Source organism: Pseudomonas sp. Ost2 (genome assembly GCF_018326065.1).
Classification (GTDB): Bacteria; Pseudomonadota; Gammaproteobacteria; order Pseudomonadales; family Pseudomonadaceae; genus Aquipseudomonas; species Aquipseudomonas gingeri.
Window position 1 is genome coordinate 2,527,677 of record NZ_AP021904.1, and the last position, 15,223, is coordinate 2,542,899.

The 15,223-nt window shown below is 62.9% G+C and carries 18 protein-coding genes; 12 read left to right on the top strand and 6 right to left on the bottom strand.

Annotated features, from left to right (window positions below):
• Genes KI243_RS10975 through KI243_RS10985 form a run of 3 tightly spaced genes read right to left on the bottom strand, consistent with a single transcriptional unit; the run spans position 1 to position 3,579 of the window.
• Positions 1–1,284, bottom strand: a complete 1,284-nt coding sequence (locus KI243_RS10975) for a dihydrolipoamide acetyltransferase family protein (protein WP_103032927.1) — start codon at positions 1,282–1,284, stop codon at positions 1–3.
• Entirely contained in the window at positions 1,285–2,340 is a 1,056-nt protein-coding gene (locus KI243_RS10980) for an alpha-ketoacid dehydrogenase subunit beta (protein ID WP_017128217.1), read from the bottom strand.
• A 3-nt stretch (positions 2,341–2,343) separates the two neighbouring features.
• Positions 2,344–3,579 carry a 3-methyl-2-oxobutanoate dehydrogenase (2-methylpropanoyl-transferring) subunit alpha gene (locus KI243_RS10985; protein WP_212810805.1) on the bottom strand — a complete coding sequence of 412 codons (1,236 nt, stop codon included), beginning with the start codon at positions 3,577–3,579 and terminating at the stop codon, positions 2,344–2,346.
• 195 nt (positions 3,580–3,774) lie between these two features.
• Here KI243_RS10985 and bkdR point away from each other — a divergent pair, with 195 nt between their 5' ends.
• A complete protein-coding gene (gene bkdR / locus KI243_RS10990; protein ID WP_177061814.1) occupies positions 3,775–4,263 on the top strand; it encodes a Bkd operon transcriptional regulator BkdR in 489 nt (162 codons plus the stop codon).
• A 90-nt stretch (positions 4,264–4,353) separates the two neighbouring features.
• Here the strand turns inward: bkdR and csrA are convergent, their stop codons facing one another.
• A complete protein-coding gene (gene csrA / locus KI243_RS10995; protein WP_017128220.1) occupies positions 4,354–4,548 on the bottom strand; it encodes a carbon storage regulator CsrA in 195 nt (64 codons plus the stop codon).
• Positions 4,549–4,800: 252 nt separating this feature from the next.
• Here csrA and KI243_RS11000 point away from each other — a divergent pair, with 252 nt between their 5' ends.
• Positions 4,801–5,139, top strand: a complete 339-nt coding sequence (locus tag KI243_RS11000; protein WP_244861837.1) for a hypothetical protein — start codon at positions 4,801–4,803, stop codon at positions 5,137–5,139.
• A 201-nt stretch (positions 5,140–5,340) separates the two neighbouring features.
• On the opposite strand, the gene KI243_RS11005 is transcribed toward KI243_RS11000, so the two are convergent.
• Positions 5,341–6,030, bottom strand: a complete 690-nt coding sequence (locus tag KI243_RS11005) for an endonuclease I family protein (protein ID WP_177088407.1) — start codon at positions 6,028–6,030, stop codon at positions 5,341–5,343.
• Positions 6,031–6,034: 4 nt separating this feature from the next.
• Positions 6,035–6,334 (bottom strand): DUF1654 domain-containing protein, encoded by a 300-nt coding sequence (locus tag KI243_RS11010; RefSeq protein ID WP_212810806.1) that lies wholly within the window; start codon positions 6,332–6,334, stop codon positions 6,035–6,037.
• A 269-nt stretch (positions 6,335–6,603) separates the two neighbouring features.
• Between KI243_RS11010 and KI243_RS11015 the strand changes: the two genes are divergently transcribed.
• The 10 genes from KI243_RS11015 (at position 6,604) to KI243_RS11060 (ending at position 15,205) form a co-directional block, all read left to right on the top strand.
• On the top strand, positions 6,604–7,062 hold the full coding sequence (locus KI243_RS11015; protein ID WP_244861838.1) for a hypothetical protein: 459 nt from the start codon (positions 6,604–6,606) through the stop codon (positions 7,060–7,062).
• A gap of 220 nt (positions 7,063–7,282) precedes the next feature.
• Positions 7,283–8,239, top strand: coding sequence for a sugar ABC transporter substrate-binding protein (locus tag KI243_RS11020; RefSeq protein WP_042936334.1), 957 nt, complete (start codon positions 7,283–7,285; stop codon positions 8,237–8,239).
• A 64-nt stretch (positions 8,240–8,303) separates the two neighbouring features.
• Complete coding sequence (locus KI243_RS11025) at positions 8,304–9,857, top strand: sugar ABC transporter ATP-binding protein (protein ID WP_177088403.1); 1,554 nt, start codon at positions 8,304–8,306, stop codon at positions 9,855–9,857.
• Complete coding sequence (locus tag KI243_RS11030) at positions 9,854–10,831, top strand: ABC transporter permease (RefSeq protein WP_017128227.1); 978 nt, start codon at positions 9,854–9,856, stop codon at positions 10,829–10,831. Before KI243_RS11025 ends, KI243_RS11030 begins: the two co-directional genes overlap by 4 nt.
• Before the next feature lie 3 nt (positions 10,832–10,834).
• A complete protein-coding gene (locus KI243_RS11035; protein WP_017128228.1) occupies positions 10,835–11,845 on the top strand; it encodes a LacI family DNA-binding transcriptional regulator in 1,011 nt (336 codons plus the stop codon).
• A gap of 55 nt (positions 11,846–11,900) precedes the next feature.
• The gene (gene rbsK / locus KI243_RS11040; RefSeq protein WP_042936336.1) at positions 11,901–12,821 is read left to right on the top strand and encodes a ribokinase; all 921 of its coding nucleotides are present in this window, start codon (positions 11,901–11,903) and stop codon (positions 12,819–12,821) included.
• Positions 12,818–13,222, top strand: coding sequence for a D-ribose pyranase (rbsD, locus tag KI243_RS11045; RefSeq protein WP_177107480.1), 405 nt, complete (start codon positions 12,818–12,820; stop codon positions 13,220–13,222). Before rbsK ends, rbsD begins: the two co-directional genes overlap by 4 nt.
• A 28-nt stretch (positions 13,223–13,250) precedes the next feature.
• Positions 13,251–14,279: a nucleoside hydrolase gene (locus KI243_RS11050; protein WP_017128231.1), complete on the top strand. Its 1,029-nt coding sequence runs from the start codon at positions 13,251–13,253 to the stop codon at positions 14,277–14,279.
• A 127-nt stretch (positions 14,280–14,406) separates the two neighbouring features.
• On the top strand, positions 14,407–14,712 hold the full coding sequence (locus KI243_RS11055) for a hypothetical protein (protein ID WP_017128232.1): 306 nt from the start codon (positions 14,407–14,409) through the stop codon (positions 14,710–14,712).
• 169 nt (positions 14,713–14,881) lie between these two features.
• Positions 14,882–15,205: an I78 family peptidase inhibitor gene (locus tag KI243_RS11060; RefSeq protein WP_042936337.1), complete on the top strand. Its 324-nt coding sequence runs from the start codon at positions 14,882–14,884 to the stop codon at positions 15,203–15,205.
• Positions 15,206–15,223: the final 18 nt, after the last annotated feature.

Genomic DNA, 15,223 nt, shown 5'->3' on the forward strand with positions numbered 1-15,223 from the left:
TCACTCCACAAACAGGCAGGCGGGTTGTTCGAGCAGGCCGCGAATGGCCTGGATGAATTGCGCCGCGTCCATGCCGTCGACCACGCGGTGATCGAAGGAACTGGAAAGGTTCATCATCTTGCGAATGACGATCTGGCCCTTGATCACCACGGGCCGCTCGACAATGCGGTTGACGCCGACGATGGCGACTTCCGGCAGGTTCAGCACCGGCGTGCTGACGATGCCGCCGAGGGCACCGAGGCTGGTCAGGGTGATGGTCGAGCCGGACATTTCCTCGCGCGTGGCCTTGCCCGTGCGGGCGGCCTTGGCCAGGCGGTTGATCTCGTCCGCGGTGCCCCACAGGTTGAGGCTTTCGGCATGCCGTACCACCGGCACCATGAGGCCGCCGTCGGTCTGCGCGGCGACGCCGACATGCACCGCGCCGTGGCGGGTGATGACCTGGGCTTCATCGTCGTAGCGCACGTTGATCTGCGGGAAGTCGCGCAGGGCCACGACCAGCGCCCGCACGAGGAACGGCAGCAGGGTCAGCTTGCCGCGGCTGTCGCCGTGCTTGTGGTTCAGGTGCACGCGCAGTTCTTCGAGGGCCGTGACATCGACTTCCTCGACATAGCTGAAGTGCGCGGCACGGCGCTTGGCGTCCTGCATGCGCTGGGCGATCTTGCGGCGCAGGCCGATCACCGGGATCTGCTCTTCGTCGGTGCGTCGGGCATAGCCGCTGCCGCTGCTCTGCACGGGTTGCCCGGCCTGGGCCAGGTAGGCGTCCAGGTCGTCGTGGAGGATTCGTCCCGCCGGGCCGCTACCCTGGACGAAACGCAATTCGATCCCGGCATCCCAGGCGCGCTTGCGCACGGCCGGGGAGGCCAGCGGACGTTCATCGGCCTGGCGTGCCACCGGCGCCGGGCGTGCCGCTGCCGGGGTGGCCGCGGGCTTGGCGGCCGGGCTTTCGACTTTCGGTTCGGCAACCGCTGCCTGCGCTACCGGAGCGGGAGCCGGAGCCGTCTTGGTCGCCGGGGCTTCGCTGCCCTCACGGAGGTTGCCGGCGCCTTCCACTTCAATGCTGATCAGGATGCTGCCGACCGCCATGACTTCACCCGGCTGGCCGCCGAGGGAAATCACCTTGCCGTGGACCGGCGAGGGAATATCGACCATGGCCTTGTCGGTCATGACGTCCGCCAGGACCTGGTCCTCGACCACCAGGTCGCCGACCTGGACATGCCACTGGGACAGTTCTACTTCTGCGATGCCTTCGCCAATGTCAGGCATCTTGATGACGTGGGTACCCATTCAGACCTCCATGACCCGTTTCAAAGCCGCCCCGACACGCACCGGACCCGGGAAATACGCCCACTCCTGTGCATGGGGGTAGGGCGTGTCCCAGCCGGTGACGCGCTCGATCGGCGCTTCCAGGTAGTGGAAGCAGTGCTCCTGGATCAGCGAGATCAGCTCGGCACCGAAGCCGCAAGTCCGCGTGGCTTCGTGGACGACGACACAGCGACGGGTTTTCTTCACGGAATTGACGATGGTTTCCAGGTCCAGCGGCCACAGGCTGCGCAGGTCGATGACTTCGGCATCGACACCGGTTTCCTCGGCGGCGGCCTGAGCCACATAGACGGTGGTGCCATAGGTGAGGATGGTCACCTCACTGCCCGGGCGGACAATCGCGGCGCTGTCCAGGGGCACGGTGTAGTAGCCGTCGGGCACGGCACTGGCCGGGTGTTTCGACCACGGTGTTACCGGGCGGTCGTGATGGCCGTCGAACGGGCCGTTATACAGGCGCTTGGGTTCGAGGAAGATCACCGGATCATCGTTTTCGATGGCGGCGATCAACAGGCCCTTGGCGTCATAGGGGTTGGACGGCATGACGGTACGCAGGCCGCAGACCTGGGTGAACATGGCTTCCGGGCTCTGGCTGTGGGTCTGGCCGCCGTAGATGCCGCCACCGCAGGGCATGCGCAGGGTCATCGGCGCGACGAACTCGCCGGCCGAGCGATAGCGCAGGCGCGCCGCTTCCGAGACGATCTGGTCGGAGGCCGGGTAGAAGTAGTCGGCGAACTGGATTTCCGCCACCGGCCGCAGGCCGTAGGCGCCCATGCCGACCGCGACGCCGACGATCCCGCTTTCCGAGATCGGCGCATCGAATACCCGCGAGGTGCCGTACTTGCCCTGCAGGCCTTCGGTGCAGCGGAACACGCCGCCGAAGTAGCCCACGTCCTGGCCGAACACCACCACGTTGTCGTCGCGCTCGAGCATCACATCCATGGCCGAGCGCAGGGCCTGGATCATGGTCATGGTGCTGGTCGCCACGGCGTTCTCCGTTTGCAGTTTGCTGTGATCGTTCATGACTTATAACCCCAATTCCTGGCGCTGCCGACGCAAGTGGTCGGGCATTTCCTTGTAGACGTCCTCGAAGATGGTCGCGGCGCTGGGCATCTGCCCGCCGGCCAGGGTGCCGAAGCGCTCGGCTTCTTTCTGGGCGGCGATGACCTCGGCCTCCCGTTCGGCGCTGACGCTGGCGTGTTCTTCTTCGGACCATTGGCCGATGGCGATCAGGTGCTGCTTGAGGCGCGTGATCGGGTCACCGAGAGGGAAGTGGCTCCAGTCGTCGGCGGGGCGGTACTTGGACGGATCGTCGGAGGTGGAGTGCGGCCCTGCGCGGTAGGTCACCCACTCGATCAGGGTCGGGCCGAGGTTGCGCCGGGCGCGTTCGGCGGCCCAGGCGGAGGCGGCATAGACTGCGATGAAATCGTTGCCGTCGACCCGCAGCGAGGCGATACCGCAGCCCACGCCACGTCCGGCGAAGGTGGTGGCCTCACCGCCGGCGATGGCCTGGAAGGTGGAGATCGCCCACTGGTTGTTGACCACATTGAGGATCACCGGGGCGCGGTAGACGTGGGCGAAGGTCAGGGCGGTGTGGAAGTCCGATTCGGCGGTGGCGCCGTCGCCGATCCAGGCCGAGGCGATCTTGGTATCGCCCTTGATCGCCGAGGCCATGCCCCAGCCGACGGCCTGGACGAACTGGGTGGCGAGGTTGCCGGAAATGGTGAAGAAGCCATGTTCGCGGACCGAATACATGATCGGCAGTTGCCGGCCCTTGAGCGGATCGCGCTCGTTGGACAGCAGTTGGCAGATCAGGTCCACCAGCGGCACTTCGCGGGCCATCAGGATGCTTTGCTGGCGATAGGTCGGAAAGCACATGTCGGTGACGTTCAGGGCCAGGGCCTGGGCGCTGCCGATGGCTTCCTCGCCGAGGCTCTGCATGTAGAACGACATTTTCTTCTGGCGCTGGGCGACCACCATGCGGGTGTCGAAGATCCGCGTCTTGAGCATGGCACGCATGCCCTTGCGCAGAATCTCCACCGGCACGTCCTCGGCCCAGGGGCCGAGGGCCTGGCCCTGGTCGTCGAGCACGCGGATCAGGCCTCTGGCCAGGTCGGCGGTGTCGGCGGGTTCGACGTCGATGGGCGGTTTGCGGACCTGGCCGGCATCGGTCAGGCGCAGGTAACTGAAGTCGGTCTTGCAACCGGGACGGCCTGAGGGTTCAGGAACGTGCAGGCGCAGCGGTTCGTACGCTGAGGTCATGGCTTTCTACGCTCTATCTTGTGAATTTCTTGTAGTGGGCGCGCTAGCTGGCAATCATTCCCTGGGTAAGGGAAATCTTGTCCTACAACAATCATAGGCCGGTCGTAGGAGAATATTTCTCTCTGTTTGGTTGCGCTTGAAGGTATTTGCAGATAAAAAATCTTCATAACCATAAAAAACAGGTGTTTTTATCTCATGCGCAAACTGGATCGTACTGACATCGGGATTCTCAACAGCCTTCAGGAGAATGCCCGCATCACCAACGCCGACCTGGCCCGCTCGGTCAACCTGTCGCCGACGCCGTGCTTCAACCGGGTCAAGGCGATGGAGGAACTGGGGTTGATCCGCGAGCAGGTGACCTTGCTCGATCCGGAACTGTTGGGGTTGCACGTCAACGTGTTTATCCACGTCAGCCTGGAAAAGCAGGTGGAAGAGGCGCTGCAGCATTTCGAGGCGGCGATCGCCGATCGGCCGGAGGTGATGGAGTGCTACCTGATGGCGGGGGACCCGGATTACCTGATTCGCGTTCTGGTGCCGACGATCCAGGCGCTGGAGCGCTTCATGATGGACTTCCTGACCAAGGTGCCGGGCGTGGCGAACATCCGCTCCAGTTTCGCGCTCAAGCAGGTGCGCTACAAGACGGCGCTGCCGTTGCCGGCGGGCGGCCTGAACCTGGCCCTGTGACAGGGCGATGCATGGGCAAAGGCAAGGAGGAGGCGAGGGGAACTTTCGTCAGCCGCGACCGTGGGCGGCAGGGCTGACGAGTGTGAAGTCCTACAGAGGGTCTTTCTTTTCTCCGGCAGACAGGCCGGCCTGGATACGCTGGTAAATCTCTTCACGATGCACGGCGACGTCCTTGGGGGCGTTGATGCCAACCCGGACTTGCTGGCCGCTAACGCCCAGAATCGTGATCGTGATGTCGTCACCGATGTTGATGCTTTCACCGACTTTGCGGGTGAGTATCAGCATGTCTTTCTCCTTGATTGTTACTAAGGTGCCTTTCGCAGGCATTCCTGGCTTAGGTCTTACACACAGAATACCGCCAAGTTCATTCGAGCGGGTGGTTCATTACAGACGTCATTTCATTCTATTTAATTCCCCGAAGCCGGAAAATCGTCGGTAATTCAGCCTGATAAGACAGGAGCAGCCCAGTTCAACTAAGGTTGAGACAAGCCGTAAGGTGATAAAATCACATTAACTGATCATTACGGGAGACGCTTTGTGCGCAGAATAGCAGTGATGGTGGCATTCGTGGTGCTGGCCGGTTGTGGCGATGGTTCGGGAAACAAGGTCGAGCCGGTCAAGGCGGCCGTTGCGCCGGTGCCCGCGGCTGCGGCAACCACGGGATGGGACCTGCTGATCAAGGATGACAAGTCCAAGGCGCTGACCGACTGGACCGCCTGGCTGATCGAGCACGGCTTCCCGTTCAAGATCCTCGACGACGGTCGGGTGATTGCCGGGCCGTTCGCGAGCAAGGAAATTGCCGAGCAGAAAAAGGCGCAACTGGCCGACAAGCAGAACATGGATTCCGAGGTCGTGGAGCACAAGGCGCAGCCTTGATAACGTAAGAGAGCCGGCTTGCCGGCGATGGCGGTTGATCGTTCCCACGCTCCGCGTGGAATGCCGCCCAGGACGCTTTGCGTCCGCTCTGTCGGTGACGCGGCGCGTCACCCGATGCGTTCCCACGCAGAGCGTGGGAACGATCATCACTTCTGTAGGCGCCGGCACGTCGGATCCTACAGAAGGGTGTGTAGGGTAAGGTCAGCCGCAGGCCTTCATGTCTACCGCGCCGACGAACTCGTTGCCACGGCCCATCACACAGGCCACGCTCTGGTTGCGCTGGCGTTCCCAGACCTGCACCGGGTAGGTCTTGTCCCACGCCTCATACAGCTGGCGATCCTGTTTCGACAGGCGCAGGCCGTACTGCTTGCTCATGTAGAAATAGGTGCGGGCGATCATCCCGCGAATAGAGGGCCGCGGCATGACCTTCTTCGCCTTGAAGTCGACTTGGGTCAGGCACGAACCGTATTGGCCTTTCTGCTCCGGCAGCCAGCCGAAGCTGAAGTTGCTGCGGTCGCCGTTCACTTCGCCGATGCTCGGCACCAGGTTGTGCAGATCGGCTTCGGCGCGCTTGTAGACCGGGTCGTGCTGGCTGCATTGCTTGCGCCCGCCCTGTTGCCAGCACTGGCGCTGGTGGCCGATCTGCCAGGCGGGGACGATATGTTCCCACTCGATGCGCGCGGCGCGGTTGGCGTTCTTGCGCGGGACATAACCGCAGGCCTCGAGATTGACCCGGTTGCCGTTGTACTTGCAGCCGCAATAGAACTCCGTGGACTGCCGTTCATAGAGTTTCCAGGCGACTTTCTTGGCTTCGGCGAAGGTGCGTGGGGCCTCTGCCTGGGCCGGCAGCAGCCAGCCCAGGCAGAGCAAAGCGATAACGCGCACAAGCATTGTTTCAGTCTTCCTTCGGCACGACCCAGAAAATCTGCACGCCACCGTCATCGCGGTAGGCGAGGGTGACGTTGTCGTTCTCGGCGATTTCCTCGAGCAGTTGTTCCCACTCGTCGACGGACTCGTCCAGCAGGCGGAAGATCAGCGCGGCCCTGGCTTTCTGGGCGGTGGGCGAGTTGATGATTTTCTGTACCCGCAGGCCCATGCGTTCGTAGGAGCTGGGGGCGGCGGAAGCTGAGGTTGGGTTTGCCACGGAACAATCCTTAATAAGCTGTACGTGCATACAGTATTTAACTGTAAGCAATTTCGCAACTCCCAGCGAGAGCTGGTGCGGTTTCTGACAACAGCTTTTGCGATTTGATGTCGGTCGTAGGAAAAATTATAAGAATTTATAGTGGGATAGATGTCGGTCGGTGATTCTTGAGCGGTAGGGCTTTTCAGCTTTTGCGGGGGGAGGCGGGGGTGACTGTAGGGGAAGGATGTATCGGTGGGGGATACAAGGTCGTACAGGATGGCTAAAGATCAGGCGATTGCCGCCGATACACCGGTACAGAAAATTTTCCTGAGGTTCTTATGTCCATGTCAGTCGGTTTTCCTTCTCCTGGCGGTTTGCTGATCAACGGCAAGCTGCCTGGTTCGACGGAGTCCAAGACCATCGCCATGACGGACGAGATCGACAAGGCGGTGAAAGACACCAGCGAGGCCGACGCGAAGGACGGCAAAGTGAAGACCGGCGGGGCCGCTGCCGATGCGCCGGATGCCGACAGCGGCGCAAGCTCGCAGAACATCACGATCAAGATGCTGCAAAAGCGCATGAAGGAATTGCAGGAACTCTTGCGTCAGCAGGAGCAGCAACTGGCCGCGGCGGAAAAGGCGTCCTACCCATCGGATGATGTGCGCACCACCACGCTGATGGGGATCCAGGGCCAGATTTCCCAGACCAACGGCAGCCTGATGGAAGTGGCCAATGCCTTGGTCAAGGCGCTGACCGATCAGGCGGGCAAGGGCTCTGCGATCAACACCACTGCCTGATCGTCCCTTCGCGTCGACGCTTTGTCGATGACGCTTTTTTCATGAAATTCTCTGGTTGAAACCCCTGCAACCCCGTTGACAAAAGTCAGCGGGGTTCTCATAGTTTGTCTCACGCAAACGTTTGCGCGGACTGTTTCAGGGGCTTTCTCCAAAAGTCGCATCCGAAGTCCTGTCGCGCTCCTGGCGTTGCTCACAATAATCATAAGATCGGAGTGAACCCATGAAGTTGCCATTCGCTGGACGTCTTCTCGCTGTCGCTGTGCTGGCTGCCGCCTCTGCCGCTCTGCCACTTTCTTCGGCCTTCGCCGCAGAAACCGCCAAGCCGAAAGTCGGCCTGGTCATGAAATCCCTCGCCAATGAATTCTTCGTCACCATGCAGGATGGCGCCAAGGATTACCAGAAAGCCCACGCCGCCGATTTCGACATGATCACCAACGGTATCAAGAACGAAACCGATACCGCCGCGCAGATCGATATCGTCAACCAGATGATCCTCTCCAAGGTCGATGCCCTGGTGATTGCCCCCGCCGACTCCAAGGCCCTGGTGACCGTGCTGAAAAAAGCCAGCGACGCCGGGATCAAGGTCGTCAACATCGACAACCGCCTGGACCCGGACGTACTGAAAAGCAAGAATCTCGATATCCCTTTCGTAGGGCCGGATAACCGCAAGGGTGCCCGCCTGGTGGGTGACTACCTGGCCAAGACCCTGGCGGCCGGTGACAAGGTCGGCATCATCGAAGGCGTACCGACCACCACCAACGCCCAGCAGCGTACCGCCGGGTTCAAGGACGCGATGGACGCGGCCGGCATGAAGATCGTTTCCACCCAGTCCGGTAACTGGGAAATCGACCAGGGCAACAAGGTTGCCTCCGCCATGCTGAGCGAGTACCCGGACCTCAAGGCCTTGCTGGCCGGTAACGACAACATGGCCCTGGGCGCCGTTTCCGCGGTACGTGCCGCGGGCAAGGCTGGCAAGGTGCAAGTGGTCGGCTACGACAACATCGAGGCCATCAAGCCGATGCTCCAGGATGGCCGTGTCCTGGCCACCGCCGACCAGGCCGCTGCCCAGCAAGCCGTCTTCGGTATCCAGAACGCGCTCAAGCTGGTCAAGGGCGAGAAGGTCGACAGCGTCAACGGCGTGATCGAAACCCCGGTCGAACTGGTCCTCAAGAAGTAATCCCTGCACTTGGCTGCACCCAACAGCGCCCGCTCGTCCTGAGCGGGCGCCTGGAGACTTTCCTATGTCATCTTCCGCACCGAACGCTGTCCTGTCGGTCAGCGGTATCGGCAAGACCTACGCGCAACCTGTCCTGAGCAACATCGACCTGACGCTGATGCGTGGGGAAGTGTTGGCGCTGACCGGTGAAAACGGCGCGGGGAAAAGCACGCTGTCGAAGATCATCGGCGGGCTGGTCACACCGACCACCGGCCAGATGCAGTTCAATGGCCGGGCCTATACCCCCGGCAGTCGGACCCAGGCTGAAGAGCAGGGGATCCGCATGGTCATGCAGGAGCTCAATCTGTTGCCGACGCTGTCGGTGGCGGAGAACCTGTTTCTCGACAACCTGCCCAGCCATGGCGGCTGGATCAGTCGCAAGCAACTGCGCAAGGCCGCCATCGAGGCGATGGCCCAGGTCGGCCTGGACGCGATCGATCCGGATACCCTGGTCGGCGAGCTGGGCATCGGCCACCAGCAGATGGTGGAAATTGCCCGCAACCTGATCGGCGATTGCCATGTACTGATTCTCGACGAGCCGACCGCGATGCTCACCGCCCGCGAAGTCGAAATGCTCTTCGAGCAGATCACCCGCCTGCAGGCCCGTGGCGTGTCGATCATCTATATCTCCCACCGGCTCGAAGAACTGGCCCGGGTCGCCCAGCGCATCGCGGTACTGCGCGACGGCAATCTGGTCTGCGTCGAACCGATGGCCAATTACAACAGCGAGCAACTGGTCAACCTGATGGTGGGCCGCGAACTCGGCGAACACATGGATATGGGCGTGCGCAAGATTGGCGCGCCGGCCCTGACGGTCAAGGGCCTGAGCCGTGCGGACAAGGTGCTCGATGTTTCCTTCGAGGTACGTGCCGGAGAGATCTATGGCATCTCCGGCCTGATCGGCGCGGGCCGCACGGAGCTGTTGCGCCTGATCTACGGTGCGGATATCGCCGACAGCGGCACGGTGTCCCTCGGTTCGCCGGCGCAGATCGTGGACATCCGCTCCCCGGTGGATGCGGTACGCCATGGCATTGCGCTGATCACCGAGGATCGCAAGGGCGAGGGGCTGCTGCTGACGCAATCGATCAGCGCCAATATCGCCCTGGGCAACATGCCGGCGATTTCCAGCGGCGGCGTGGTCAACGGTCGTGACGAAACCGCCCTGGCGCGGCGGCAGATCGAGGCCATGCGCATTCGCAGTTCGAGCCCGGACCAACTGGTGTCCGAGCTGTCCGGCGGCAACCAGCAGAAGGTGGTGATCGGCCGCTGGCTGGAGCGCGACTGTTCGGTATTGCTGTTCGATGAGCCGACGCGCGGGATCGACGTCGGTGCCAAGTTCGATATCTATGCCTTGCTCGGCGAACTGACCCGCCAGGGCAAGGCGCTGGTGGTGGTGTCCAGCGACCTGCGCGAACTGATGCTGATCTGCGACCGGATCGGCGTGCTGTCGGCCGGGCGCCTGATCGAAACCTTCGAGCGCGACACCTGGACCCAGGACGATTTGCTTGCTGCCGCCTTTGCCGGCTACCAAAAACGTGACGCGCTGCTCAACGATGCGGCGCCTAGGGATACCCTATGAAAACTGCACCCTCGGCCGGTAAAGCCAGTCGCAACTTCTATGGCCTCGGCACCTACCTGGGGCTGGCCGGCGCGCTGTTGGCGATGATCATCCTGTTCTCCAGCCTGAGCAGTCATTTCCTGTCCTATGACACCTTCAGCACCCTGGCCAACCAGATTCCCGATCTGATGGTGCTGGCGGTGGGCATGACCTTCGTACTGATCATCGGCGGCATCGACCTGTCGGTGGGCTCGGTACTGGCGCTGGCGGCGTCCGCGGTCAGCGTGGCGATTCTCGGCTGGGGCTGGGGCGTGTTGCCGGCGGCGGTGCTGGGCATGGGTTGTGCGGCCCTGGCCGGGACCATCACCGGTTCGATCACCGTGGCCTGGCGGATTCCGTCGTTTATCGTGTCCCTCGGCGTGCTGGAAATGGCCCGTGGTGTCGCCTACCAGATGACCGGCTCGCGCACCGCCTATATCGGCGACTCGTTCGCCTGGCTGTCGAACCCGATCGCCTTCGGTATCTCGCCGTCGTTCATCATCGCCCTGGCGATCATCATCGCGGCGCAGTTGGTATTGACCAGGACAGTGTTCGGTCGCTACCTGATCGGTATCGGCACCAACGAGGAAGCGGTACGGCTGGCGGGGATCAATCCCAAGCCCTACAAGATCCTGGTGTTCAGCCTGATGGGGTTGCTGGCCGGGGTCGCGGCCCTGTTCCAGATCTCGCGCCTGGAAGCGGCTGACCCGAACGCCGGTTCCGGCCTGGAGCTGCAAGTGATCGCCGCCGTGGTGATCGGTGGCACCAGCCTGATGGGCGGACGCGGCTCGGTGATCAGCACCTTCTTCGGTGTCCTGATCATCTCGGTGCTGGCGGCCGGCCTGGCGCAGATCGGCGCGACCGAACCGACCAAGCGGATCATCACCGGTGCCGTGATCGTCATCGCGGTGGTGCTCGATACCTACCGCAGCCAACGCGCCCGTCGGCGGGCTTGAGCCATGGCGACCATCAAGGACGTTGCTGCGCTGGCCGGGATCTCCTACACCACGGTGTCCCATGTGCTGAACAAGACCCGGCCGGTCAGCGAGGAAGTGCGACTCAAGGTCGAGGCGGCGATTGCCACCCTCGACTATGTGCCCAGTGCCGTGGCGCGCTCGCTCAAGGCCAAGACCACCGCGACCATCGGCCTGCTGGTGCCCAACAGCCTGAACCCGTACTTCGCCGAACTGGCACGGGGCATCGAGGATTACTGCGAGCGCAACAATTACTGCGTGATCCTCTGCAACTCCGACGATGACCCGGACAAACAGCGCAGCTACCTGCGGGTGCTGCTGGAGAAACGCGTCGACGGCCTGATCGTGGCGTCCACTGGCGGCGACGAAAGTTTCGCGGCCGGCCTGTCGGCGGTGCGTACGCCGATGGTGATCGTCGACCGGGGTGTCGTCGGCCTGGAAACCGACATGGTGCGGATCGACCACGAGGAGGGCGCGTACCTCGCGACCCGGCACCTGCTGGAACTGGGGCACCGGGCGATCGCGTTCATCGGCGGGCCGGACAATACCAGCGTGGCGCAACTGCGCCTGGCCGGTTATCGCCGGGCGTTGCAGCGGGCGAAGGTCAAGGTGCCCGCCCAGTGGGTGGTGGCCAGCGACTTCACCAGCACTGGCGGTTATCAGGCGGCGGCGCTGTTGCTGGACGGTGACCGGCCCAGCGCGATTTTTGCCGGTAACGACTTGCTCGGCATCGGTGTGCTGCGGGCGGCGGCGGAACGTAATATCCGCGTGCCCGGCGAGCTGTCGGTCATCGGCTTCGACGATATCCAGATGAGTCGCTATGTCTACCCGGCGCTGACCACGGTTGGCCAGTCGATCCTGCAACTGGGGGAGACGGCGGCCGAACTGCTGCTGCGACGTATTGCAACGCCGCAGGTGCCGATCGATCAGCGGATCGTGATCCCGAGTATCGTCCTGCGCGAGTCGACAGCGCCGGTCTCGACCGGGTTCGCCTGAGCCCTTGGGGCCGCAGCGCTGAATCTGACCGAATTGAATTCAAGAGTAATGATGCATGCAAGCAAAAGTAGTGGTCATAGGCAGTCTCAACATGGACCTGGTTACCCGGGCCGAGCGGTTGCCGCGCGCGGGTGAGACCCTGATCGGCCAGTCCTTCGCCACGGTTCCCGGCGGCAAGGGCGCCAACCAGGCGGTAGCGGCGGCGCGACTGGGGGCCCAGGTGTCGATGGTCGGCTGCGTCGGCGATGACGCCTACGGCCGGCAACTGCGCGATGCCTTGCTGGTCGAGGGCATCGATTGCCGGGCGGTCACCGCGGTGGACGGCGTGTCCAGCGGGGTCGCGCTGATCGTGGTCGATGCCAGCAGCCAGAACGCGATTGTCATTGTCGCCGGCGGCAACGGCTGTCTGACGACCGATGTGCTCAAGGGGTTCGATGCAGTACTGCAGGCAGCGGACGTGATCATCTGTCAGCTCGAAGTGCCGATGGAAACCGTCGGTTATGCGCTCAAGCGCGGTCGTGAACTGGGCAAGACGGTGATCCTCAATCCGGCGCCGGCCAGCGCGCCGTTGCCGGCCGACTGGTATGCGGCCATCGACTACCTGATTCCCAATGAAAGCGAGGCCTCGGCCCTGAGCGGCTTGCCGGTGGATTCGCTGGCGACTGCCGAGGCTGCCGCGACGCGCCTGATGGCGGCCGGGGCAGGGAAGGTGATCGTCACCCTGGGGGCCCAGGGTTCGTTGTTTGCCGATGGCCAGGCCTTTGCGCATTTCCCGGCGCCCAAGGTCAAGGCACTCGACACCACGGCTGCCGGCGACACCTTTGTCGGCGGTTTTGCCGCCGCGCTGGCCTCCGGCAAGAGCGAAGCCGAGGCCATTCGTTTTGGCCAGGTCGCGGCGGCGCTGTCGGTCACCCGCGCCGGCGCGCAGCCGTCCATTCCCCATTTGTCCGACGTACAGGGTTTCAAACAGCCATGAAAAAAGCACCGCTGCTCAATATCGCGCTGTCACGCCTGATCGCCTCCCTGGGTCACGGCGACATGCTGGTGATCGGCGATGCCGGTCTGCCGGTGCCACCGGGTGTCGAGTTGATCGACCTGGCCCTGACCCAGGGCATTCCGGATTTCGTCAGTACCCTGCGCACCGTGCTCAGCGAGATGCAGGTGGAAAGCCATGTGCTGGCCGAAGAGGTCCTGCTCAAGCGCCCGCCGGCCCTGGAGCACCTGGAGGCCTTGAATGCCCAGGGCGATCTCGGACAGCGCCGTTTGCTCAGTCACGAAGAGCTCAAGGCGCTCAGCCGCCAGGCGAAGGCGGTGGTGCGCACCGGCGAATGCCAGCCGTACTGCAACATCGTCCTGGTTGCCGGCGTCACGTTTTAAATCCCAACCCATGCACAAGGAGTGCACCATGCACCGCTATGCTCAGATCTTGCAACGCTGGTTCCGGAGTCTGCTGATTTTGTCCTTGCTCACTGCTACAGGCGCCCAGGCGGCGGAAAAAATCGACCTGATCATCGACACTGACCCGGGGGCCGACGATGTGGTCGCGCTGCTGTTCGCCCTGGCTTCTCCGGAGGAGCTGCATATCCGTGCCCTGACCACCGTGGCCGGCAATGTGCGCCTGGACAAGACCTCGCGCAACGCGCGCCTGGCCCGTGAGTGGGCAGGGCGCGAGGAGGTGCCGGTGTATGCCGGTGCGCCCAGGCCGCTGCTGCGCACGCCGATCTATGCCGAGAACATCCACGGCAAGGAAGGCATTTCCGGCGTCACCGTGCACGAACCCAAGGCACCCCTGGCCAAGGGTAACGCGGTCAACTACCTGATCGAGACCCTGCGCGCGGCCAAGCCCCACAGCATCACCATTGCCATGCTCGGGCCACAGACCAACCTGGCGCTGGCGTTGATCCAGGATCCGGAGATCACCCAGGGCATCAAGGAAGTGGTGGTCATGGGCGGTGCGCACTTCAACGGCGGCAATATCACGCCGGTGGCCGAGTTCAACCTGTTCGCCGACCCGCAGGCCGCCGAGGTGGTGCTCAAGAGCGGGGTCAAGCTGACCTACCTGCCGCTGGACGTGACCCACAAGATCCTCACCAGCGACGAGCGCCTGAAGAAGATCGCGGCGTTGAACAACAACGCCAGCAAGGTGGTCGGCGATATTCTCAACGAGTACGTCAAGGGTGACATGGAGCACTACGGCATTCCCGGTGGCCCGGTGCACGACGCCACGGTGATCGCCTACCTGCTCAAGCCCGGGCTGTTCAGCGGGCGCCAGGTCAACATGGTGGTCGACAGCCGTGAAGGCCCGACCTTCGGCCAGACCATCGTCGACTGGTACGACGGCCTGAAGCAGAACAAGAACGTGTTCTGGGTCGAGAACGGCGACGCCCAGGGCTTCTTCGACCTGCTGACGGCGCGCCTGGCCCGCCTGAAGTAACACCCGGCACCGATTGTTCCCAGGCGCGGCAACCCGTAGCCCGGGAGCGATCAAACCGCTCGCGGCGACTGGGCACAAGGGCCGGTCGCATGCCAAACTCGGGTTTTGTTTTTTCTGGAACCCATCCGTGCAGATCGACCTGAACAACCCCGCCAACCTGACCCTCGACGCTGTGCGCCAACTGCTCGCCTCGGCCAGCGATGACGTGCACACCCAGTTGCGCGTGACCCGTTCCGGCATCGCCTATCTGTCCTCCGGCGTGGTCGGCGGGCAGGATATCGACGGCCTGCTGTTCCGGCTGGAAACCTGGGCGGCCGGCTCGGGTTATGTCGGCAACGTCGCGGCCAGTGACGAGGTCTGGGTCATGCAGATCTTCAATGCGTTGAAGGAGAACTGGCCCAACCCGCCGTTCGACTACATCGACATCTACTGACTCAACAATTCGTTCATATTCAGTCACGATTCATTGTGCAGGTGAGTCGGTGGCTCAGGCAGACTTGTTTTGCATTGCCGTAGGAATCAGGCCAACGATCATTCGGCATGCAACCAATGGCGTAAACGGCGGTCGCACGCACTCTACTTATTTTCTGAAAGGAGGCTTCATGCCTTGGAAGCTTGCATCTTTGGGGGCGTTGTTCGCCATGTCGGTCCTGGCGGGTTGCGCGAACAGTGGTTCCGCGCCGGCAGCCAGTGCGCCTGCCGGCGAGAGCGGCAATGGCAGCGGCCGTTGTGAAGCCAAAGGCGCCGAGTTCACGATCGGCAAGCAGGTCTCTGCCGAACTGCTGGAGCAGGCGCGCAGCCGCAGTGGCGCACAAAGCGCCCGCATCCTCGGGCCGGATGACATGGTCACGCTGGAGTACCGTTCCGACCGCCTGAACCTCAATGTCGACAGCACCGGCAAGGTCGAGCGGGTCAACTGTGGCTGATCGGCCGACGGTTTTGTA

Excerpts from the sequence above, each read along its gene's own strand:
- rbsD (WP_177107480.1), top strand. The coding sequence starts at position 12,818 with ATGAAAAAAGCACCGCTGCTCAATATCGCGCTGTCACGCCTGATCGCC.
- KI243_RS11005 (WP_177088407.1), bottom strand. The coding sequence starts at position 6,030 with ATGCTTGTGCGCGTTATCGCTTTGCTCTGCCTGGGCTGGCTGCTGCCG.
- KI243_RS11030 (WP_017128227.1), top strand. The coding sequence starts at position 9,854 with ATGAAAACTGCACCCTCGGCCGGTAAAGCCAGTCGCAACTTCTATGGC.
- csrA (WP_017128220.1), bottom strand. The coding sequence starts at position 4,548 with ATGCTGATACTCACCCGCAAAGTCGGTGAAAGCATCAACATCGGTGAC.
- KI243_RS11025 (WP_177088403.1), top strand. The coding sequence starts at position 8,304 with ATGTCATCTTCCGCACCGAACGCTGTCCTGTCGGTCAGCGGTATCGGC.
- KI243_RS11015 (WP_244861838.1), top strand. The coding sequence starts at position 6,604 with ATGTCCATGTCAGTCGGTTTTCCTTCTCCTGGCGGTTTGCTGATCAAC.
- KI243_RS11020 (WP_042936334.1), top strand. The coding sequence starts at position 7,283 with ATGAAGTTGCCATTCGCTGGACGTCTTCTCGCTGTCGCTGTGCTGGCT.
- KI243_RS11060 (WP_042936337.1), top strand. The coding sequence starts at position 14,882 with ATGCCTTGGAAGCTTGCATCTTTGGGGGCGTTGTTCGCCATGTCGGTC.
- KI243_RS11035 (WP_017128228.1), top strand. The coding sequence starts at position 10,835 with ATGGCGACCATCAAGGACGTTGCTGCGCTGGCCGGGATCTCCTACACC.
- bkdR (WP_177061814.1), top strand. The coding sequence starts at position 3,775 with ATGCGCAAACTGGATCGTACTGACATCGGGATTCTCAACAGCCTTCAG.
- KI243_RS10985 (WP_212810805.1), bottom strand. The coding sequence starts at position 3,579 with ATGACCTCAGCGTACGAACCGCTGCGCCTGCACGTTCCTGAACCCTCA.
- rbsK (WP_042936336.1), top strand. The coding sequence starts at position 11,901 with ATGCAAGCAAAAGTAGTGGTCATAGGCAGTCTCAACATGGACCTGGTT.
- KI243_RS10980 (WP_017128217.1), bottom strand. The coding sequence starts at position 2,340 with ATGAACGATCACAGCAAACTGCAAACGGAGAACGCCGTGGCGACCAGC.
- KI243_RS11050 (WP_017128231.1), top strand. The coding sequence starts at position 13,251 with ATGCACCGCTATGCTCAGATCTTGCAACGCTGGTTCCGGAGTCTGCTG.
- KI243_RS10975 (WP_103032927.1), bottom strand. The coding sequence starts at position 1,284 with ATGGGTACCCACGTCATCAAGATGCCTGACATTGGCGAAGGCATCGCA.